At 72.8% G+C, this 20,406-nt stretch carries 17 protein-coding genes; 10 read left to right on the plus strand and 7 right to left on the minus strand.

Going from position 1 to position 20,406, the window contains the following annotated elements:
* Positions 1 to 122: 122 nt before the first annotated feature.
* The 5 genes from C6361_RS20935 to C6361_RS20955 are packed head-to-tail and all read left to right on the plus strand — an operon-like array spanning position 123 to position 5,542.
* A complete protein-coding gene (locus C6361_RS20935) occupies positions 123 to 1,352 on the plus strand; it encodes a class I SAM-dependent methyltransferase (RefSeq protein WP_107260364.1) in 1,230 nt (409 codons plus the stop codon).
* Positions 1,352 to 2,221: a glucose-1-phosphate cytidylyltransferase gene (locus tag C6361_RS20940; protein WP_234358919.1), complete on the plus strand. Its 870-nt coding sequence runs from the start codon at positions 1,352 to 1,354 to the stop codon at positions 2,219 to 2,221. Before C6361_RS20935 ends, C6361_RS20940 begins: the two co-directional genes overlap by 1 nt.
* Positions 2,221 to 2,856 (plus strand): PIG-L deacetylase family protein, encoded by a 636-nt coding sequence (locus tag C6361_RS20945; protein ID WP_107260362.1) that lies wholly within the window; start codon positions 2,221 to 2,223, stop codon positions 2,854 to 2,856. Before C6361_RS20940 ends, C6361_RS20945 begins: the two co-directional genes overlap by 1 nt.
* On the plus strand, positions 2,853 to 4,187 hold the full coding sequence (locus tag C6361_RS20950) for a polysaccharide pyruvyl transferase family protein (RefSeq protein WP_107268734.1): 1,335 nt from the start codon (positions 2,853 to 2,855) through the stop codon (positions 4,185 to 4,187). Before C6361_RS20945 ends, C6361_RS20950 begins: the two co-directional genes overlap by 4 nt.
* A complete protein-coding gene (locus C6361_RS20955; protein ID WP_107268735.1) occupies positions 4,187 to 5,542 on the plus strand; it encodes a Coenzyme F420 hydrogenase/dehydrogenase, beta subunit C-terminal domain in 1,356 nt (451 codons plus the stop codon). Before C6361_RS20950 ends, C6361_RS20955 begins: the two co-directional genes overlap by 1 nt.
* On the opposite strand, the gene C6361_RS20960 is transcribed toward C6361_RS20955, so the two are convergent.
* The 5 genes from C6361_RS20960 to C6361_RS20980 all read right to left on the minus strand — a co-directional run bounded on the left by C6361_RS20960 (position 5,527) and on the right by C6361_RS20980 (position 13,393).
* The gene (locus tag C6361_RS20960) at positions 5,527 to 6,873 is read right to left on the minus strand and encodes a hypothetical protein (protein ID WP_107268736.1); all 1,347 of its coding nucleotides are present in this window, start codon (positions 6,871 to 6,873) and stop codon (positions 5,527 to 5,529) included. The two genes, C6361_RS20955 and C6361_RS20960, sit on opposite strands and share 16 nt — an antisense overlap.
* A gap of 285 nt (positions 6,874 to 7,158) precedes the next feature.
* Complete coding sequence (locus tag C6361_RS20965) at positions 7,159 to 8,325, minus strand: AI-2E family transporter (protein ID WP_234358920.1); 1,167 nt, start codon at positions 8,323 to 8,325, stop codon at positions 7,159 to 7,161.
* Between the two features lie 149 nt (positions 8,326 to 8,474).
* On the minus strand, positions 8,475 to 10,697 hold the full coding sequence (locus tag C6361_RS20970; protein ID WP_107268738.1) for a hypothetical protein: 2,223 nt from the start codon (positions 10,695 to 10,697) through the stop codon (positions 8,475 to 8,477).
* A 192-nt stretch (positions 10,698 to 10,889) separates the two neighbouring features.
* Positions 10,890 to 12,161 carry a cell division protein DivIVA gene (locus tag C6361_RS20975; RefSeq protein ID WP_107260351.1) on the minus strand — a complete coding sequence of 424 codons (1,272 nt, stop codon included), beginning with the start codon at positions 12,159 to 12,161 and terminating at the stop codon, positions 10,890 to 10,892.
* Between the two features lie 191 nt (positions 12,162 to 12,352).
* On the minus strand, positions 12,353 to 13,393 hold the full coding sequence (locus tag C6361_RS20980) for a TIGR03621 family F420-dependent LLM class oxidoreductase (protein WP_107268739.1): 1,041 nt from the start codon (positions 13,391 to 13,393) through the stop codon (positions 12,353 to 12,355).
* Between the two features lie 153 nt (positions 13,394 to 13,546).
* On the opposite strand from C6361_RS20980, the gene C6361_RS20985 reads away from it, so the two are divergent.
* Entirely contained in the window at positions 13,547 to 14,476 is a 930-nt protein-coding gene (locus tag C6361_RS20985; protein WP_234358921.1) for a hypothetical protein, read from the plus strand.
* Positions 14,477 to 14,488: 12 nt separating this feature from the next.
* Here C6361_RS20985 and mce read toward each other — a convergent pair whose 3' ends face one another.
* Entirely contained in the window at positions 14,489 to 14,959 is a 471-nt protein-coding gene (gene mce, locus C6361_RS20990) for a methylmalonyl-CoA epimerase (RefSeq protein ID WP_107268740.1), read from the minus strand.
* Positions 14,960 to 15,024: 65 nt separating this feature from the next.
* Between mce and C6361_RS20995 the strand changes: the two genes are divergently transcribed.
* Together C6361_RS20995 and meaB are read left to right on the plus strand one after the other, a co-directional pair.
* A complete protein-coding gene (locus C6361_RS20995; protein WP_107260343.1) occupies positions 15,025 to 16,224 on the plus strand; it encodes an acetyl-CoA C-acetyltransferase in 1,200 nt (399 codons plus the stop codon).
* 131 nt (positions 16,225 to 16,355) lie between these two features.
* Positions 16,356 to 17,300: a methylmalonyl Co-A mutase-associated GTPase MeaB gene (gene meaB, locus C6361_RS21000; protein WP_107271073.1), complete on the plus strand. Its 945-nt coding sequence runs from the start codon at positions 16,356 to 16,358 to the stop codon at positions 17,298 to 17,300.
* Positions 17,301 to 17,332: 32 nt separating this feature from the next.
* Here meaB and C6361_RS21005 read toward each other — a convergent pair whose 3' ends face one another.
* Positions 17,333 to 17,785: a DUF2000 domain-containing protein gene (locus tag C6361_RS21005; protein ID WP_107260341.1), complete on the minus strand. Its 453-nt coding sequence runs from the start codon at positions 17,783 to 17,785 to the stop codon at positions 17,333 to 17,335.
* Positions 17,786 to 17,998: 213 nt separating this feature from the next.
* Here C6361_RS21005 and C6361_RS21010 point away from each other — a divergent pair, with 213 nt between their 5' ends.
* A complete protein-coding gene (locus C6361_RS21010) occupies positions 17,999 to 18,433 on the plus strand; it encodes an Asp23/Gls24 family envelope stress response protein (protein ID WP_107268741.1) in 435 nt (144 codons plus the stop codon).
* Between the two features lie 185 nt (positions 18,434 to 18,618).
* Entirely contained in the window at positions 18,619 to 20,307 is a 1,689-nt protein-coding gene (locus tag C6361_RS21015; protein WP_107260337.1) for a methylmalonyl-CoA mutase, read from the plus strand.
* Positions 20,308 to 20,406: the final 99 nt, after the last annotated feature.

The following is a 20,406-nucleotide window of genomic DNA, read 5'->3' on the forward strand; positions in this document are numbered from 1 at the left end:
CGGCCGGGCTATTGTCGGACTTTTTACTCAAGCGCTCCCGCCGCGCCGGAGTGCTGGTTAGCGTGGCGCGCAGGCGGGCGGGCGCCGCGCCGGTATTCCGATCATATCGGGGTGGGTGGGGCATGACCGATGCCAAATGCCGGCTGTGTGCGGCGGCATTGACCGAAACGTTTGTCGACCTCGGCATGTCGCCGCTCTGCGAGAGCTATCTCGACGCCGACCGGCTGGATTCGGCCGAGACGTTCTATCCACTGCACGTCCGAATCTGTTCCACCTGTCTGCTCGTGCAACTTCCGGCGTACGTGTCCGGAGAGGAAATCTTTTCCGACTATGCCTATTTCTCGTCGTATTCCGACTCGTGGGTGGCGCACGCCAGGCGGTACGCGGACACGATGACCGAGGCGCTCGGGCTCGGGCCGGACAGCCTGGTGACCGAGGTGGCGAGCAACGACGGGTACCTGCTCCAGCACTTCGTCGCCAGCGGCGTGCCGGTGCTCGGGGTGGAGCCGGCCGGCAACGTCGCCGAGGTGGCCCGGCGCCGGGGCATCCGGACCGAGGTGCGGTTCCTGGGCGCCGAGACCGGTGCCGAGCTGGCCCAGCGCTACGGCCGGGCCGACCTGGTGGCGGCCAACAACGTCTACGCGCACGTGCCGGACCTGATCGGCTTCACCGCCGGACTGGCCGCGCTGGTCAAGCCGACCGGGCTGGTCACCTGCGAGGTGCCGCACCTGCTCCGGCTGATCGAGCGCCGGCAGTACGACACCATTTACCACGAGCACTATCAGTACCTGACGCTGCGTACGGCGATGCGCGCGCTGGCCACCGCCGGGCTGATCGTGGTCGACGTGGACGAACTCTCGTCGCACGGCGGTTCGCTGCGGGTGCACGCCCGGCCGGCCGCGGCGGCGGGGGAGCCGTCCGGCAACGTCAAGTCGGTGCTGGACGCCGAGACCGAGGCCGGGCTGCACACCGTCGCCGGGCACCTCGGCTTCGCCGACGCGGTCTTCGAGATCAAGCGGGAGCTGCTCGACTTCCTGCTCACCGCCCGCGCCCAGGGTCTGAAGGTGGTCGGGTACGGGGCGCCGGGCAAGGGCAACACCCTGCTCAACCACTGCGGCATCCGCGCCGACCTGCTCGAATACACCGTGGACCGGAGCCCGCACAAGCAGGGGAAGTTCCTGCCCGGCACGCACATCCCGATCCACCCGCCGGAGCGGATCGCCGAGGACCGTCCCGACTACGTACTCGTGCTGCCGTGGAACCTGCGCACCGAGATCTCCGCGCAGCTCGCCTACGTACGCCACTGGGGCGGGCGGCTGGTCTTCCCGATCCCCGCCCTGGAGGTGGTCTGATGAAGGTGGTGCTCTTCTGCGGCGGCCTCGGGATGCGGATGCGCGAGGACGCCGCCTCGGCGCCGAAACCGATGGCGATGATCGGGGACCGCCCGCTGCTCTGGCACGTGATGCGCTACTACGCCCACTTCGGGCACACCGACTTCATCCTCTGCCTCGGCTACGGTGCCGTCGCGGTCAAGGACTACTTCCTCCGGTACGACGAGACGCTCTCCAACGACTTCAGCCTGGCCATGCACGGCCGGGACGTGCGGCTGCACTCGGCCGACATCACCGACTGGAACATCACCTTCATCGACACCGGCCTCGGCACCAGCATCGGCGAGCGGCTGATGCGGGTCCGCAAGTACGTCGAGGACGAGCCGATGTTCCTGGCCAACTACGCGGACACCCTGACCGACGCGCCGCTGCCGGAGATGGTCGACCGGTTCCGCTACACCGACGCGGTGGCCAGCCTGCTCGCCGTACCGGTGCAGTCCACCCACCACGTCATCGACATCGCCCCCGGCGACCAGGTCACCCGGGTACGCCCGATCCGCGAGCTGATGCAGTGGGAGAACGGCGGCTACTTCATCCTCCGCCCGGGGATCTTCGACGTGCTCCGCGAGGGGGAGGACCTGGTGCCGCACGGCTTCGACCGGCTGCTGCCGGAGCAGCGGCTGATCGCCCAGCGCTACACCGGGTTCTGGCGGGCCGCCGACACCTTCAAGGACCGGGCCGAGCTGGAGCAGCTCTACCACTCGGCTCGCTGCCCGTGGATGCTCTGGGACGCCAACCGCAACCGGGGCCGCCGGCCGGCGACGCTGGAACCGGTACTCGCCGCCGCCGGCACCGCCGGGGGAGCCCGCGACCTGGGACTGACCGGCTGATGATGCCGCTGCGCCTCTCCGCGGCCCGCTCGGTGGTGCTGCTCGGGGCACATCCGGACGACATCGAGATCGGCGCCGGTGGGCTGCTGCTCGCCCTCGGCGACGTACCCGGGCTCCGGGTGCACTACGTGCTGCTCACCGGAAGTCCCGCCCGGCAGGCCGAGGCGCGGGCGGCGGCCGCGGCCTTCCTGCCCGCCGCCCGGCTCAGCTTCGCCCTGCACGACCTGCCGGACGGCCGGGTGCCGGCCCGCTGGGGCGAGGCGAAGGAGATCGTGAACGCCGCCGCCGCGACCCTGAACGCCGACCTGGTGCTGGCGCCGAGCCCCGACGACGCGCACCAGGACCACCACACACTCGCCGCCCTGGCGCCCACGTCGTTTCGGGACGCCACGGTGTTGTACTACGAGATTCCCAAGTGGGACGGCGACCTGGGTCGGCGCAACGTCTACCTGCCCCTGACCGAGCAGCGGGTACGCCGCAAGGTCGAGTTGCTGCACGCGAGCTATCCGTCCCAGAAGGCCCGGGACTGGTGGGACGACGAGGTCTTCCTCGGGCTGGCCCGGCTGCGGGGGATGGAGTGCCGATCCCGGTACGCCGAGGCGTTCCGGTGCGAGAAAGCGGTGATCGAGCAGTGACCGAGCTGACCGAGACGACCGGGTCGGGTACCCGGACCAGAGCCTTGTCGGCCTGCCTCTTCGGGGTGCCCGGCGCACACCTGAACCTGGGGGTCGGCGCGCTGCGGGCGGCCACCGTGGGCGGACTGCTGGCCCGGGAGCCGGGCGCGGACGTCACCGTCTTCGACGACGGCTGGGGGCAGCGCACCGGGCACGCCTTCGTGGCCGGTCGGCCGGTGCCGATCTCGCTGGCCGGTGCCCGGCACTCGCGCCGCTACCACCGGCCCGAGTCCTATCTGAACATGCGGATCAGCGCCGCGCTGGGCGGGCTCGGCAACGCCGGGCTGGCCCGGATCGACGCCGCCGACGTGGTGCTCGACGTCAGCGGCGGGGACAGCTTCAGCGACATCTACGGCGAGCACCGGTTCCGCACCGTGGCCTGGCCGAAGCGGCTGGCCCTGCTCCGGCGCCGCCCGCTGGTGCTGCTGCCGCAGACGTACGGGCCGTTCCGGTCGGCGCGGCTGCGGGCCGAGGCGGCGGCACTGGTCCGGGGCGCGCGTACGGCCTGGGCCCGGGATCCGGAGAGCTACGCCGCGCTGGCCGACCTGCTCGGCCCCGACCTCGACCCGAGGCGGCACCGGGAGGGCGTGGACGTGGCCTTCGCGCTGGAGCCGAGGGTGCCGGACGAGCCGGCGTACCAGCGGTTGGTCGGATGGTTCGAGGCGGATCCGGGGCCGGTGGCCGGGATCAACGTCAGCGGGCTGATGTCCCGGCCGGAGGGTCGGGTCCAGTTCGGACTCGCCGGGGATACCTCCCGGGTGGCCAACCGGCTCTGCGAACGCCTGCTGGAGCACTCCGACACCCGGGTGATCATCGTCCCGCACGTGCTCACCCCCGGCGGGGCCGACGACGACCGGGTCGCCAGCGAACGGCTCTACGCGGCGCTCGCGCCCCGGTACGGCGACCGGGTCGCGCTCGCCCCCTCCGGCCTCGACCCGCACCAGAGCAAGTGGGTGATCGGGCACACGAGCTGGTTCTGCGGGATGCGGATGCACTCGACGATCGCGGCGCTCTCCTCGGGCGTACCGGCGGCGGTGGTGGCGTACAGCGACAAGGCCCGGGGCGTCTTCGCCAGCGTGGGGCAGCGCCGGCACGTCGCCGACGCCCGGCGGCTCGCCGACGACGCGCTGCTCGACGCCCTCTGGACCTCCTGGACCGGCCGGGCCGAGACCTCGGCCGAGCTGGCGGTGCGTACCCCGGCCGCGGTCGGCCGGGCCGCCGCCCAGATGGACGAGTTCGTGGCGCTGGCCCGGGCCGAGCGGGACCGCCGGGCGCCGGCCGGGGTGCGCTGATGGCGCGGCCCCGCACCGTGCACGACGTCGCGGCCGGCAAGCTCTGCACCGGCTGCGGGGTCTGCGCCTATCTGGCGCCGGACGAGGTGCGGATGGTCGACGTCCTCGACCACGGCCGGCGGCCGTTGCCGATCACCCCGGTCGGGGCGGCGGCCCGGCCGGCGGCGGCCGGCGGCGGCGCGGCGGCTGCCCTGGACTGCTGCCCGGGGGTACGGCTGGAGCACGACAGCGGCCGGCCGGCGCCGGGCGAGATCGCCGAGCTGCGCGCGGCCTGGGGACCGGTCCGGGCCATCTGGGAGGGGTACGCCGCCGACCCGGCGATCCGGTACGCCGGCTCCAGCGGCGGGGTGGCGACCGCGCTGGCCGGATACTGCCTGACCGGCGAGGAGATGGCCGGGGTGTTGCACATCGGCGCCCGGGCCGACGTGCCGTACCTGAACGAGACCCGGCTCTCCCGCACCCCGGCCGAACTGCTCGGCAACGCCGGCTCCCGGTACGCCCCGGCCAGCCCGTGCGACCGGCTGGACCTGGTCGAGTCGGCCGACGGGCCGTGCGTCTTCGTCGGCAAGCCCTGCGACGTGGCGGCGGTCCGGATGGCCCGGCGGGTCCGGCCGGAGCTGGACCGGAAGCTCGGGCTGACCATCGCGATCTTCTGCGCCGGCACCCCGACCACCCGGGGCACCCTGGAGATGCTGGACCGGCTCGGTGTGCCCGACCCGACCCGGCTGGAGTCGGTGCACTACCGGGGGGCCGGCTGGCCCGGCTCCGCCCGGGCCCGGCTCACCGACGACCCGCCGGACGAGCGGCGCGAGCTGAGCTACGCCGAGTCCTGGGGCGACATCCTGCAGAAGCACCGGCAGTGGCGCTGCTACCTCTGCGCCGACCACACCGGCGAGTTCGCCGACGTGGCGGTCGGCGACCCGTGGTACAGGCCGACCGGCGACGACCCGGGCCAGTCCCTGGTGCTGGCCCGCACCGAGCGCGGCGTACGGCTGGTCGAGGCGGCCGTCGCGGCCGGAGCGCTGGTGCTGACCCCGGTGACCGCCGACATCCTGCCCGCCTCGCAGCCGAACCTGCTCCGGGCCCGGGGTGCCGTGTGGGGGCGGCTGCGCACGCTGCGGGCCGCCGGGCTGATGACGCCCCGGCTGCGTCACCTGCCGATGGCCGGGATCTGGTGGCGGCACCTGTCGACGGTCGAGAAGCTCCGCTCCACCCTCGGCACACTGCGCCGGATCGGGCGCAAGCGGCTGCGGGAGCCGGCCGTGCTGGAGGCGTACCGGCCGCCGGTCGGGGGCGGGGCGCCAGCGGTTCCGGCACCCGGCCCGGCGGCCGAGTCGGCTCAGACCACCGGCTGACCGTTGTCGAAGTAGACGTTGGTGGGCCGGTCCCAGGTCACTCCGGGCCGGTTCCAGCCGGAGACCACCCCGTACCGGTAGTCGCGGCCGTACTTGTTGTTCCGGAACAGGATGTTGGAGCCGACCAGCCGGGGACTGATCCCGATCGAGTAGTTGCCGCCGTTGCAGTAGTTGTCCTCGAAGGTCAGGTTCGTCAGCGACGGGGCGGTCTCCGAGCCGATGGTGAGGCAGGAGTTGAACGGGTCCCGGGTCGCCGGGTTGTACGACAGCAGCGTGTTGTGCCGGATGATGATGTTGTTGCCGCCGGTGCTCTGCAGGATGTCGTTGTGCGAGCCGGCGACCCGGGCCAGGCTGTGCAGGTACGAGTCGAAGATCCTGGTGTTGTCGGCCAGCCGTGGGCCGTCGATCATGTTGTAGACGTTGGCCCGGCGCAGGGTGTAGTTGCCGCAGCAGATCGAGGCGGAGTTCTTCGCCATGCCGTTGATCTCGACATCCTGGATCAGCAGGTTCGTCGCCCCGGCCAGGGTGCGGATCGAGTACGTGGTGCTGTTGCAGGTGATCTTGGATTTCAGGATCTGCACGTTGGCGGCGGCGACGGTGACACAGCCGACGATGTTCAGCCCGCTCACCACCTGCCCGGCGGTACGCAGGCTCAGCGATCCGGAGTTGCGCAGCGCCGTACCGGCCGGCACGCCGGTGTTGCCCGGTCCGGGCCAGTACGTGATCGGGGTCGGCGGGGCGGCGGCCGGTGCGTACGGCGGCCGCTCCGCCATCGCCCGGGAGTCGGGGTCGGGCGCGGGTGGCGGTACCGATCCGCTCGGCCCGCTCGGCCCACCCGGGTACGGCTTGCCGTCCTGGGAGGACTCGACGATGGTGGCCGGGTTGGCGTCGGTCTGCCGGAACGCCTGACGGCAGCCGGTGACCCGGACCCGCAGCGCCGAGTATCCGCCCGGCACCACCCCGTCGGTACCGGCGGAGGTGCACCGGATCTCGGTGTCCTCGATCAGGGTGCCGACCACGCCGGGCCGGATCACGATGGCGGCGGTGCCGCCGGTGCGCACCTTCACCCGCCGGATGGTGACGTTGTCGGCCGCGACCTCGATCGGGCGGTCGACCGTCTGTCCCCAGAGGACGCCGGCGGGCTGGTCGAGCACCATCGGCTCGGCCCGGACCGGCTGCCCGGCGACGTTGAGCACGAGATAGCCGCTGGCGGCGAGGAGGGCGGCGGTGGCGCCGAAGGTCGCGGCGACGGTGGCGCGGCGCCGGTTGCGGTGTGGCGGGCGGGCGAGGCTCGCTGGCTCGATCGGAGGTCCGGCGTTGGTGTCGGTCACGGCTACCCCCCACGGGCGCGTCGCACACGAGCGGGGGCCACCGCTCCTGCGCTCCGGGGCGCCCACCGCCGATATCGGCCTGTCGGCGTCGACTCCCCCCGAGTCGACATGATCGTGCGGTCGAGACACCTTCCCTGGTCAGGAGGGGTGCGATCTCGATCGTCTCGATCTACCGGCCATGAATGAATACTACAAGCCGTATTGAAGGGGTTACTATTCTCGATTCAGACGGATTACGGACAGAAGTTGCGGCTCGGCGGGTCAAGATCCCGGCCCGGCGCCGGGTCAGCGGTGTTGCTGGCGGGGGAGGACCACCTCGCGGAGCACCAGTTGGATCGCCGCCACCGCCGGGATCGCCACCAGGGCGCCGATCACCCCGAACAGGGCCACCCCGAGCAGGGCAGCGACGATCGCCGCCACGTCGGCGACCTGCACCGAGCGGCGCATCACCCGGGGATAGACGAGGTAGTTCTCCACCTGCTGGTAGACCAGGAAGAAGACCACGCAGGCGATCCCGGTCGGCACGTCGGTGGCGAAGCCGACCAGGCTGACCACCACCGCCCCGATGGTCGCGCCGATCTGCGGGATGAGGTCGCAGATCGCCACCACCACGGCGAGGGCGAACGGGTACGCCAGGCCGACGACGACGGCGAAGACGAAGGTGCTCACCCCGGCCAGCAGGGCGATCGCCAGCGCACCCACCATGTAGGCGCCGACCTTGGCGAGGATCTCGTCACCGATCAGCCGTACCCGGTCCCGCCGGGTCGCCGGGACCAGGCCGTAGCCGAGGTCGCGGAGCCGGTCGAAGGTGGCCATGAAATAGATGGTCAGCACGATCACGGTGACGATGTTGAAGACCGCGCCGAAGATGAACCCGGCGGCCCCGAAGACCCCGCCCAGGGCCCGGGTGATGTTCTCGGTGGTGGCCGCCGACTCGATCTTGCCCGCCAGGTCGTACTGCTCGATCAGGTCGTCGACGGTGCCGTTGCGGCGCAGTTGGGTGACGTAGTCGGGCACCTGCCCGATCAACTCACCGGTCTGGCTGACCACCGGCGGGACCAGCGCGTACACCGCACCGGTGATGACCGCGAGCAGGGTCAGCGTCACCGCCGCCACGGCGAGGCCCCGGGGCAGCCCCCAGGAGCGCAGCCGGACCACCGCCGGGTGCAGGCCGATCGCCAGGAAGAGCGCGATGAAGACCAGCACCAGCACCGAGCCCGCGTTGCGGACCGCGAGGAAGATCGCGTACGCCACCAGCACGCCCAGCCCGCCGGTGAGCCCGACCAGGAACGGACTGAGCCGCAGCGGCTGCCCCGGTCGGCCGAACCGGCCGGGGTGCTCGTCGGCCGGCTGCTCGTCGGGGCCGGCGTCGGCCGACGGCGGGGGTGTCGTGCGGTCCTCGTCGGCCGGATTGCGGCTCTGCGGAGGTGCGCCGCCGGTTGGCGCGGTCACTCCGGCAGGAGCCTCCGACCCCTCGCCCGGGTCGCCCCGCCGCTCGCCGTGCACCGCTGGTTGCTCGCTTCCCACCCCGACCTCCCACCGATCGTCCCGGCAGAGGTTATCGGGCGGGCGCCAGGGTGGGGCGCCCCGCGCTACGGAACCTACTCCGAGTCGACGGTGACCTTGCTCGACTTGGTGCCCTGGTCCTCGACGGTCGGCTTGCCGCTGCGCTTGCCCGAGTCACCGGTACTGGTGATCCGGGTCGGCATCGGCTCCCGCCCGCCGGTGCCGGGCACCGCCGCCACGGTCGGCTCGCCGTCGATGCCGCCACCGTCGGCCCCGCCGGTCACCGGCTCGGTCACCCGGCCCGGCGCGGCCTTCCCACCGCCCGCCGCGTGCTGGTCGGCGGCGACCTGCTCGGCGGCGGCCTCGACGATCTGCTGCATGTCCGCCTCGGCCTGCGCGAGCTGCTGCTCGGCCTGCTGGGCCGACTGCTCCGTGCCGGTCAACCGGTCCCGCTCACCCGCGAGCTGGTCCCGCGCGGCGGCGAGCTGCCGCTGGATCCGGTCGGACTCCTGCCGGGACGCGACCGTCTCCTGCCGGATGTCGGCGAGCGCCTGCTGCGCCTCGGCGATCTCCTGCATCACCTCGGCCAACTGCTGCCGGCCGGCGGCCGCCTCCTGCTGGGTGCTCGCCAGGTGCTGCTGGGTGGTGGCCAGGTGCTGCTGCGCGGTCGCCATGTACTCCTCGAACTGGCGGCGGGACGTGGCGGCCTGCTCGTCGGCCTGCCGCTGCAACTCGGCGAGGCGCTCCTCGGCCTCCCGCCGGACCTGCTCGGCGTGCTCGTCGGCCTCCCGGCGCACCCGCTCGGCGTACTCGTCGGCCTCCAGGCGGACCCGGTCGGCACCGCCCTCGATCTCCGCCCGGCGGGTCTCGTACGACTCCTCCAGCTCCGCGCGCCGCTGGTCGAACTGCTGCTCCAGCTCGGCCTGCCGCTCCTGGAACTGCTGCTCCAGCTCGGACTTGCGCTGGTTGAACTCCCGGTCGGCCCCGGCCCGGTAGGCGGCGAGTTCCTCCTCCAGCGCGGCCCGGCCGGCGGCGAGTTCCTGCTCGGCCGCGCTCCGCTGGGCGGCGATCTCCGCCTCGGCGGCGGTACGGCGCCGGTTCACCTCCTGCTCGACACCGGACCGCCAGGCGCCCAGCTCCTGCTGCGTCTCCGCCCGCACCTTCTGGGCGTACTCCTCGACCTCGGCCCGGGACTTGCGGACGTACTCGGCGGTCTCCTCGTTGATCCGGGCCGCCTCCTGCTGGGCCTTGGCGTGCGCCGCCTGGCCGGCCTCGCGGAGCTGGGTCGCCTCGTGCTTCGCCTTCGCGTGCAGCCCCTGGCCGGCCTCGCGCAGCCGGGTGGCCTCCTGCTTGGCCAGCTCGATCATGCGGTCGGCCTCCTGGCTCGCCGCGTCGGTGAGCCGCTGCGCCTCCTGCTGGGCCTTGACGTGCGCCGCCTGGCCGGCCTCGCGCAGCCGGGTCGCCTCCTGCTGCGCGGCGTCGCGCAGCCGGTTGGCCTCGTGCTGGGCCGCGTGCCGCAGCCGGGCGGACTCCTGGCGGGCGCGCTCGACGACCTGCTGGCTCTCCCGCTCGGTCCGCTCGGTCAGCTCCTGGGCCTGTCGGGCCGTCAGTTCGGTGAGCCGCTGCGCCTCCTGCTCGGCGGTGTCCCGGAGCTGCTTCGCCTCCTGTACGGCCTTGGCGTGCGCCGCCTGGCTCGCCTCGCGCAGCCGGTTCGCCTCCTCGGCGGCCCGGTTGCGCAGCTCCGAACCCTCCTGCTTGGCCTTCTCCAGCGCGGCCTGTGCGGCCTCGCGGAGCCGGGTGGCCTCCTCGGCGGCGGCGGTGACGGCGGCGTCCGCCTCCGCCCGGCGGGCCGTGTTGACCTTCTCCTCCTCCGCGCGGCGGGCGGCGAGGGCGAGTTCGAAGTCGCGCAGCGCGTCGGCGGCCTGCGTCCGGGCGTCCTCGAGCACCTGCTCCGCCTCGGCCCGGCGGGCCTCGATCTCCTGGAGGGTGTCCCGGTGGATGATCTCGGCCTGTTCCTCGGCGAGGGTCAGGATCTGTTCGACCACCGGACCGAGATGCCGGAACGACGCCCGGTCGACGACGCCGACCTGCCGGCGTACCGCCGTCAGGTCGCGTTGCAACACCTCGACCTGGCCCGCCAGGTTGTGGATCTGGGTGTACGCGTGCTCACGCTGGGCCGCCAGGGTGGCGATCTCGTTCTCTGCGCGAGCGACGTATCGGTCCACCTGCCCCCTGTCGTAGCCCCGAAAGGCCGGCTCGAAGCTCGGCTCCGTAGCCACATCCCCGTTCAGGGCAAACAGTTCCTCGCCGTGCGACATGCTCCCATCCTCACACGCGGTGGCTGGTTCTGCGGCGATACCCGGCGGGGCTGATGGGACGAAGCTCACTGGTGGTGACATTGCCAGATCTATCGGACCGTACGCCGCGCAGCGCTCGGGGCCGTACCGGAACTTCCGGTACGGCCCCGGCCGTGCTGCTGCCCCGCAGTCCGACCCGCGCCCGTCGTCGGGTCAGCTCGTGGCGTCGGCGGGAACCCGCTCCTCCGCCTCGGTCTTCTCGGCGGCGGCGGCCGGCTTGGCCGCCTCGGGCTTGGCGGCCGCCCCACCCACGCCCGGCACGATGCCGGCGAGGCCGGAGAGCATCTGGCCGAGCTGCGAGGTGACGGCGTCCTTCTGCCGGGTGAGGTCCTCGACCTCGCGGCGGGCCGCCTGCGTGGTCAGGTCGGCCTCGGTACGCGCCTCGGTGAGCAGGCGGTGCGCCTCGGCGCGGGCCTCGTTGAGGGTCTTGTCGGCGAGCGCCTTCGCCTTGTCGATCGTCTCGTTGGCGTTCCGCTCCGACTCGACCCGACGGGCCTCGGCGCGCTGCTCGATCTCCTTGGCGCGGTCCTGCGCCGCCCGGGCCCGCTGCTCGGCCTCGGCGACCAGCTTCTGGGTCTGGGCCACCTGCGCGGCGTGCCGCTCCGACTCCTCGCGCTCGGCCTTCTCCCGGCGCTCGGCGAGCTGGAGTTCCAGCGCCTGGAGGTCCTTGTCGCGCTTGTCCCGGGCGTCGGTGAGCAGCTTGGTCGCCTCGGCGCGCTTCTCCTCGGCCTCCCGGGCCGCCTTGGCGCGCTGCTGGGTGATCTCCCGCTCGGCGGTGGCCCGCAGGGTGGCGACCTCCCGCTCGACGGTGGACTTCAGCTCGGCGACCTCGTGGGCGGTCACCGTACGGAGCTGCTTGGTCTCCCGCTCGGCGTCGGCGCGCAGGGTGTCCGCCTCCCGGCGGGCCTGCACCCGGACCTCGGCGGCCTCCCGCTCGGCGGCGGTGCGGACGCTGCCCGCCTCCCGCTCGGCGGAGGCCTTCATCGCGGCGGCCTCGGCGCGGGCCTTGTCGGTGATCTCCCGCGCCTCCAGCCGGGCGGCCGAGAGGATGCCCTCCGACTCGCGCTTGGCCTCGCCGCGGTGGTCGTTCGCCTGCTCCTCGGCGAGGCGGAGGATCTGCTCGACCCGGGTGCCCAGGCCGGAGAGGGTGGGGCGGTTGTTCTCCTCGAGCTGCTTGTTGGTGTCGGTGAGCTTCTGCTCGACCGACGCGAGGCGCTGCTCGGCCTGCCGGAGTCGACGCTGGGCGTCGTTCATCCGCTGCTCGGCCTCGGCGCGGGCCTGCTCGGACTGGTTCAGAGCGGCGTTCAACCGGCCCAGGTGGCTGTTGACCTGCTCACGGTCGTAGCCGCGCAGGGCAACCGTGAAGTCTGGCTGCGAGTTCGCGTTGTCGAAGAACGCGAGAGGGGAGGACTGCTGCTGGGGCATTGGGACATACTTGCAGACTTACCGGGGTGCTTCGCAAGAGCCGTGCCGTACTATCGCGCCCAGTTCACAAGGTCAACTCAACCCGCCGGGCGGCGGTGCTGTTTGCCGGATCTACTGTGCTCGAAGCGCCCCCGGATCATGTCGTCGCGGCCGGTTCCGGAGCACCCCGGTACGCCCGGGATTCGCCGCCGTCATCGTCCCGCCAGCCGGGCCACGATCGGTGCCGCGGCGTCCAGGTTGCCGCCGAGGTGCAGATAGCTGACGCCGTACCGGTCGCGGAGCGCGAGGAGCCTGTCGACGCACTCGTCCACGCTGCCGTGCAACACCGACGGGGAAGCGGCCAGCGTGGCCGGGTCGACCCCTCGGGCGTGACTGGACGAGGCCCGGTGCTCCACGCCCCGGTGCCGCACCCGTACGTCGAACATCCGGGTCTGGAACTCCAGGCCGGCCGGATCCCGCCCGGCGGCCGTCGCGGCGTCCCGGGCCCAGGCCACCTTCCGGGCGAAGCGCTCCGGACTCATCTCGGCGAGCGCGGCGAGCGGGTCGACGTCCGGGGCGAGTCGCGGGTTGATCCCGACGATGTCGGCGCAGCGGCCGGCGAGTTCGAGGATCCGCCGGCTGCCGCCGCCGACCAGCAGCGGCGGCCGGGGGCGCTGTGCCGGAGCCGGCAGCCCGAGCAGTCCGGTGATCCGGTAGTGCCGGCCGGTGAAGTCGACCGGCTCGTCGCCGAAGAGCCGCAGCAGGATCTCGATCGACTCGGCGAGCCGCTCGACGCGTACCGCCGGGGGGTCGAACGGCAGTCCGGCCGCGTCGTGGTCGGCACGCAGCCAGCCGGCGCCGAGCCCGATCTCCACCCGGCCGCCGGAGAAGACGTCGAGGTTGGCCAGTGCCTTGTGCAGGAGTACCGGATGCCGGAAGTCGTTGCAGAAGACCATGCCCAGCACCCGGAGCCGGCTGGTGGCCTCGGCGGCCACCGTCATCGCCACCAGCGGGTCCATCGCCCAGCCGCCGGTGAGGTGGTCGGAGACCGAGACCGAGTCGAAACCGAGGTCCTCGATCCGGCGGATCTCGTCGCGCCACCGCCCCGCCGGCCGGTCCAGCCCGGGCATCGCGGCGGTGAACCGGAAGGGGCGTACCCCGACGGGGCCGGGACCCGGTGCGGCGGACGACCCGGTACGCGGGGTCGGCGGCGCCGGGGCGGCGGTGGGCGCGGGGGACTGCGCGGGCGGCATCGCCCGACTCTATTGGTCCCGGGGCGCCGCACCCGGCGTTCCCGGCCGGTCACCGGGGCGAAGTCGGATTGTCGACACGGGCCCCGGCCCGACCGGACGGCGCATTCCGGGCGGCCGGCCGGCGGCCTACCGTGACCGCTGCGCAGACCCAGCGTGACCCGCTGGGCTCAGACCTACCGGGAGCTACCGCAGGAGGCCGCAGTGACGGTGCTGCACTTCGACTCGCCGATGTCCGACGACGAGCGTCGGGCACGGCTCTTCGCCGGGGACCTGTTCGTCTACTCGCCGACGCCGCACTCGATGGCGCTGGTCGCCTTCGCCCGGCAGATGACCGAGACCGCGTTCGCGCCGTACTTCCCGCCGGAGGCCCAGCACCACCTGGCCGGCCCGGACTACGTCTCGGTGCTGGCCGAGCTGAAGCCCAGCTTCATCAACCACCCGCGCAGCGCCGAACTCGTCCGGGGGCTCCTGGCCGACCTCGGCGCCGACCCGGTGCAGACCTACTTCGACGTACCCCGGCTGCGCTCGATGACCAGCGAATACCTCAACGCCGGGCTGACGCTCCAGTTCGAGTCGCACCGGGACACCTGGTTCTCCGCACCGATGTCCCAGCTCAACTTCTGGATCCCGGTGTACGAGGTGACCGAGGCGAACGTGATGGCCTTCCACCCGAGGTACTTCGACACCGGGGTGCGGAACAGCTCCCGGGACTACAACTACGCGCAGTGGGTGGCGCACGGCCGGACCGCCGCCGCCGCGCAGGTGCACGCCGAGACCCGCAGGCAGCCCGGGCTGGAGCAGGAGCTGGAGCGGGAGCCCGACCTGCGGGTGCTCACGCCGCCCGGCGGGGTCCTGGTCTTCTCCGGTGCCCAATTGCACACCACCGTGCCGAACACGTCGGGCCGGACCCGGTTCTCCATCGACTTCCGCGCGGTCAACCTGCACGACGTACGGGCCCGGGCCGGTGCCCGCAACGTCGACTCGGAGTGCACCGGCACCACCCTCGGCGACTTCCGCCGGGCCACCGACCTGGCGCCGCTGCCGGCCGAGCTGGTCGAGGCGTACGACACCGTGCCGGCCTGAGCCGGAGCCGGGTCAGGAGGCGGCGGGTTCGACCAGTTCCACCAGTACGCCGCCGGCGTCCCGGGGGTGCACGAAGTTGACCCGGGAGCCGGCGGTACCCCGCTTCGGCGTCTCGTAGAGCACCCGTACGCCCCGGTCGCGCAGCGCGGCGCAGGCGGCGTCGACGTCCGCGACCCGGTACGCGACCTGCTGCACCCCCGGCCCGCTGCGGTCCAGGAACTTCGCGATGGTGGAGTCCGGGGTCAGCGGCGCGAGCAGTTGCACGCAGCCGCCGTCCGGTGTCGGGCCGACCTGGAGCATCGCCTCCCGGACGCCCTGTTCGGGGTTGGTTTCGGTGTGCACGCAGCGCATCCCGAAGACCCGCTGGTAGAACTCGATCGTGGCGTCGAGGTCGGCCACCGCCACCCCGACGTGATCGATGCCGAGCAGGCCGATGCCTGTGAGATAGTCGGCAGCCGGGCTGTCCGGGTTGTCGTCGTCCACCAGGATAGTCTGACCTAACCGACGTTAAGGCGCTCCGCCAGGTCCCCCCGGAGGCGACAGTTCCCATGGCATCCGTGATCGTGAACGGCGCCCGTACCCCGATGGGTCGGCTGCTCGGCAACCTCAAGGACTTTTCGGCGACTAAGCTCGGCGGCATCGCCATCCGGGCCGCCCTGGAACGCTCCGGCGTCGCCGCCGACCAGGTGCAGTACGTGATCATGGGGCAGGTGCTCCAGGCCGGTGCCGGACAGATCCCGGCCCGGCAGGCGGCGGTGGAGGCGGGCATCCCGATGTCCGTACCGGCGCTGACCATCAACAAGGTCTGCCTCTCCGGCCTGGACGCGATCGCCCTGGCCGACCAGCTCATCCGGGCCGGCGAGTTCGACATCGTGGTGGCCGGCGGCATGGAGTCGATGACCAACGCCCCGCACCTGCTGCTCGGCCAGCGGGCCGGCTACAAGTACGGCGACGTGACCGTGAAGGACCACATGGCGCTGGACGGGCTCACCGACCCGTGGGACTGCTGCGCGATGGGCGAGTCCACCGAGCGGCACAACGCCCGGCACGCGATCAGCCGGGCCGAGCAGGACGCCTTCGCCGCCGCCAGCCACCAGCGGGCCGCCGCCGCGCAGAAGAACGGCGCCTTCGCCGAGGAGATCGTCCCGGTGACGGTGCCGCAGCGTAAGGGCGACCCGCTGGTGATCAGCGAGGACGAGGGCGTACGCCCGGACACCACCGCCGAGTCGCTGGCCCGGCTCCGCCCGGCGTTCACCCCGGACGGGACGATCACGGCCGGCAGTTCGTCGCCGATCTCGGACGGCGCCTGCGCGGTGGTGGTGATGAGCAAGGCGAAGGCGACCGAGCTGGGGTTGACCTGGCTGGCCGAGGTCGGTGCGCACGGCAACGTGGCCGGCCCGGACAACTCCCTGCACTCGCAGCCGGCCAACGCCATCGCGCACGCGCTGCGCAAGGCCGGGCTGACCGTCGGCGACCTCGACCTGATCGAGATCAACGAGGCGTTCGCGCAGGTGGGTGTCAAGTCCGCCCGGGACCTCGGCGTCTCCGACGAGATCGTCAACGTCAACGGCGGCGCGATCGCGCTGGGCCACCCGATCGGGATGTCCGGGGCCCGCCTGGTGCTCACCCTGGCTATGGAGCTGCGCCGCCGGGGCGGCGGCACGGGCGCGGCCGCGCTCTGCGGCGGCGGTGGCCAGGGTGACGCGCTGATCGTGCACGTGCCGGTACAGGCCGGCGGGCGGGAGTGACGGCGGAGTCCGCCGCGGACCGCCCCGAGCCCAACCCGGCCGGGTCGGCGCGGCCCGAGTCGGAGCCGGCCGGGTCGGTGCGGCCAGAGTCGCAGCCGGCCGGGTCGGTGCGGCGCAGCCGGGACGTGCCGATGCTGGTCGACCGGGCCCGGCAGGGCGATCCCCGGGCGGTGGCCCGGCTGATCACCCTGGTCGAGTCCGGCGACGAACTGCTGCCGCGGGTCGCGGCGGCGCTCGCCCCGCACACCGGGCGGGCCCAGGTGATCGGGCTGACCGGTTCGCCCGGGGTGGGGAAGTCGACCACCACCAACGAACTCGTCCGGGCGCTGCGGGCCCGGGACCACCGGGTCGGTGTGCTCGCGGTGGACCCGTCCAGCCCGTTCACCGGCGGGGCGATCCTCGGCGACCGGGTCCGGATGCAGGACCACGCCACCGATCCCGGGGTCTACATCCGCTCCATGTCCAGCCGGGGACACCTGGGCGGGCTGGCGGCGGCGACCCCGCAGGCGGTCCGGGTGCTGGAGGGGGCCGGCTGCGACGTCGTACTCGTGGAGACCGTCGGGGTCGGCCAGGCCGAGGTGGAGGTCGCCTCGCTGGCCGACACCACCCTGGTGCTGCTGGCGCCGGGGATGGGTGACGCGATCCAGGCGGTCAAGGCCGGCATCCTGGAGATCGCCGACGTCTTCGTGGTCAACAAGGCCGACCGGGACGGCGCCGACGCCACCGTGCGGGACATCAACGGCATGATCGCGTTGGGCGAGCGCGGGCCGGGGGAGTGGCGGCCGCGCGTGGTGCGCACGGTCGCGGCCCGGGGCGAGGGGATCGACGACCTGGTCACGGCGGTGGAGAAGCACCGCGGCTGGCTGGTCGAGCACGGCGAGCTGCGCCGCCGCCGCGAGGCCCGGGCCGCCGCCGAGGTCGAGGCGATCGCGCTGGGCACCCTCCGGGACCGGATCGGTTCGCTCCGCGCGGGTACGTCGCTCGCGGCGCTCGCCGCCCGGGTGGCCGACGGTTCGCTCGACCCGTACGCGGCGGCCGGCGAGCTGCTCGACCAGCTCGGTCGGTCCGCCGGCTGAGCGACACCGCGCTCAGGGGTGCCCGGACGGGCTCAGGGGTGCAGGACGGCGCCCTTGAGCACCCTGTCGACGGCGTTCCTCGGCCCGTGCACGGCCAGTCCGACCAGGTCGAGCCGGTCCCGCCCGACCGCCCGGACGGCGGCCCGGTTGTCCCGGTCGTTGCCGGTGCCGAAGAGCTGCTCGGTGAAGATGGCGACACGCATCCCGCGCGAGACGGCCCGGCGGTGTGCCGCGACGACGACGTCCCGGCCGCCGGTGAAGACCAGCACCGGCTGGCGGAACATCGGCAGGTAGCGGGTGTCGTCGGCATCGAGGTAGTCGGCGCCGAGCAGCTCCGGCTCGGCCCCGGCGACGCCGCTGGTCAGGAAGGCCGTGACGTTGAGCCGTTGCCAGGTCGCGAGGTCGTCCCGGAGCAGAATGGCGATCTTGGTGTCGAAGCGGACCCGGGCCGGCTCCGGTCCGGCCGTCGGGACGGCTGTGGTCATCGAGATTCCCCCTCGGTCGGTCGTCGCTCGATCCTGTCCCCGGTCGGCACCGTGGGTCTTGTACGTTCCTCGCACCCCGCCGCCGGCCGGCGCGGCCAGACTCGACGGAGCCGAGAATGTGTCAGTTCCGCCGCTGGTTCGCCCACGGCGGATAGGCTCCGTCAACGCCGACGGCGCCGTACAGGCCGTCGAGACCAGGGGAGAGAGACGAGAATGACCGAGGTTCAGAACGATTCCGGCCAGGCCACGGAGACGGCACCGGCGGCAGCGCCCGCGGCGGCGCCGAGGGGCGGCACCGAGGTGTCCGAAGAGGTCATCGAGAAGATCGCCGGTACGGCGGCCCGCTCGGTGCCCGGCGTCGCCGATCTCGGTGGCGACGTCGCCCGGTTCTTCAACAGCGTGCTGGACAAGGTCGGCCTGGACGAGGTGGGTGACGCCGGGCGGGGCGTCTCGGCCGAGGTGAAGGGGACCAGCGCGACCATCCGGGTGGTACTGGTGATCGAGGCCGGTCACGTCGTACAGGAGGTGACCGAGGCGGTCCGGGCGAAGGTCATCGAGGCGGTCGAGAAGTACGGCCTGACGGTCGCCGAGGTGAACGTCAAGGTGGACGACATCGAGCTGAAGACTCCGCCGGCCGCCGGGGCCTGACCGCGTGCCGGCCCGGCCGCAATTGCCGTGATCAGGGATCTTCCGCCCGGAAGCCGTACCGCCCCGGTGTCGGAAGGTCCCTGGATCGCGGGACACTCCCGCCTTGATCGCGGGCGACCTTAGCGATCGTTCAGGGACCCCTCTACACTCGGGCTCAGTCAAGGAGCGCGAGGAGGCCCCCTGCGATGAACGCCGAGGAGATAGCCGCCGGCCGAGCCCGCTGGCAGGCCAGGTACGACGCGGCACGCAAGCGGGAGGCGGACTTCACCACCCTCTCCGGGATGCCCGTCGAACCGGTCTACGGCCCGCCCGAGGGGAGCGCGGATCCCCGGTTCGCCCGGATCGGCTGGCCGGGCGAATACCCGTACACCCGGGGGTTGTATCCGACCGGCTACCGGGGACGGACCTGGACCATCCGGCAGTTCGCCGGCTTCGGCAACGCCCGGCAGACCAACGAGCGCTACCGGATGATCCTCGGCGCGGGCGGCGGTGGCCTCTCCGTCGCCTTCGACATGCCGACCCTGATGGGCCGGGACTCCGACGACCCGCAGGCGCTCGGCGAGGTCGGGCACTGCGGCGTCGCCGTCGACTCCGCCGCCGACATGGAGGTGCTCTTCGACGGCATCGACCTGGCCGCCGTCACCACCTCGATGACCATCTCCGGCCCGGCGGTGCCGGTCTTCTGCATGTACCTGGTCGCCGCCGAGCGGCAGGGCGCCGACATCTCCACACTGGACGGCACCCTCCAGACGGACATCTTCAAGGAGTACATCGCGCAGAAGGAGTGGCTCTTCGACCCCGAGCCGCACCTGCGGCTGATCGGCGACCTGATGGAGTACTGCGCCCGGGAGATCCCGCGCTACAAGCCGCTCTCGGTCTCCGGCTACCACATCCGGGAGGCGGGGTCGACCGCCGCGCAGGAGCTGGCGTACACCCTGGCGGACGGGTTCGGCTACGTCGAGCTGGGGCTGAGCCGGGGACTCGACGTCAACGTCTTCGCCCCCGGGCTGAGCTTCTTCTTCGACTCGCACCTCGACTTCTTCGAGGAGATCGCCAAGTTCCGGGCCGCCCGCCGGATCTGGGCCCGCTGGCTGCGCGAGGTGTACGGCGCCACCGACGAACGGGCACTCTGGCTGCGCTTCCACACCCAGACCGCCGGGGTCTCGCTGACCGCTCAGCAGCCGGTCAACAACGTGGTGCGGACCGCCGTCGAGGCGCTGGCGGCGGTGCTCGGCGGCACCAACTCGCTGCACACCAACGCGCTGGACGAGACCCTCGCGCTGCCCAGCGACTCGTCGGCGGAGATCGCGCTGCGTACCCAGCAGGTGCTGATGGAGGAGACCGGGGTGGTCAACGTGGCCGACCCGCTCGGCGGCTCCTGGTACGTCGAGGCGCTGACCGACCGGATCGAGGCGGAGGCGGAGGAGATCTTCGCCCGGATCCGGCAGCTCGGCGGCGACGGTCCGCACCCGATCGGGCCGATGACCTCCGGCATCCTGCGCGGCATCGAGGACGGCTGGTTCACCGGTCAGATCGCCGAGTCGGCCTTCACCTACCAGCAGGCGCTGGAGAAGGGCGAGAAGAAGATCGTCGGCGTGAACTGCCACACCGGCACGGTCGCCAAGGAGCTGGAGATCCTGCGCGTCTCGCACGAGGTGGAGCTGGAGCAGCGCCGGGTGCTCGCCGACCGCAAGGCCGGCCGGGACGCGGCGGCGGTCACCGAGGCGCTGACCCGGATGGTCGAGGTCGCCCGGACCGGCGAGAACATGATCCCGCCGATGCTCGACGCCGTACGCGCCGAGGCCACCCTCGGGGAGATCTGCGACGCGCTGCGCGCCGAGTGGGGCGTCTACCGCGAGCCGGCCCGGTTCTGACCGTCGCGTACACCCGGCCGGTCGGCCGATCGGCCGGGTTGGCATCTGTCGGGCAGCGGCGCTTGGGCAGGGTTCCCGGCGCCGCGTGCGAGACTAGGG

The sequence above is a fragment of the Plantactinospora sp. BC1 genome, from assembly GCF_003030345.1.
Classification (GTDB): domain Bacteria; phylum Actinomycetota; class Actinomycetes; order Mycobacteriales; family Micromonosporaceae; genus Plantactinospora.

What these genes read in the sequence shown, in the direction of transcription:
- C6361_RS21010 (WP_107268741.1), top strand. Translation starts at nt 17,999, where the DNA reads ATGACCGAGGTTCAGAACGATTCCGGCCAGGCCACGGAGACGGCACCG.
- C6361_RS20980 (WP_107268739.1), bottom strand. Translation starts at nt 13,393, where the DNA reads ATGCCGCCCGCGCAGTCCCCCGCGCCCACCGCCGCCCCGGCGCCGCCG.
- C6361_RS20940 (WP_234358919.1), top strand. Translation starts at nt 1,352, where the DNA reads ATGAAGGTGGTGCTCTTCTGCGGCGGCCTCGGGATGCGGATGCGCGAG.
- C6361_RS21005 (WP_107260341.1), bottom strand. Translation starts at nt 17,785, where the DNA reads ATGACCACAGCCGTCCCGACGGCCGGACCGGAGCCGGCCCGGGTCCGC.
- C6361_RS20945 (WP_107260362.1), top strand. Translation starts at nt 2,221, where the DNA reads ATGATGCCGCTGCGCCTCTCCGCGGCCCGCTCGGTGGTGCTGCTCGGG.
- C6361_RS20970 (WP_107268738.1), bottom strand. Translation starts at nt 10,697, where the DNA reads ATGTCGCACGGCGAGGAACTGTTTGCCCTGAACGGGGATGTGGCTACG.
- C6361_RS20975 (WP_107260351.1), bottom strand. Translation starts at nt 12,161, where the DNA reads ATGCCCCAGCAGCAGTCCTCCCCTCTCGCGTTCTTCGACAACGCGAAC.
- C6361_RS20995 (WP_107260343.1), top strand. Translation starts at nt 15,025, where the DNA reads ATGGCATCCGTGATCGTGAACGGCGCCCGTACCCCGATGGGTCGGCTG.
- meaB (WP_107271073.1), top strand. Translation starts at nt 16,356, where the DNA reads ATGCTGGTCGACCGGGCCCGGCAGGGCGATCCCCGGGCGGTGGCCCGG.
- C6361_RS21015 (WP_107260337.1), top strand. Translation starts at nt 18,619, where the DNA reads ATGAACGCCGAGGAGATAGCCGCCGGCCGAGCCCGCTGGCAGGCCAGG.
- C6361_RS20955 (WP_107268735.1), top strand. Translation starts at nt 4,187, where the DNA reads ATGGCGCGGCCCCGCACCGTGCACGACGTCGCGGCCGGCAAGCTCTGC.
- C6361_RS20935 (WP_107260364.1), top strand. Translation starts at nt 123, where the DNA reads ATGACCGATGCCAAATGCCGGCTGTGTGCGGCGGCATTGACCGAAACG.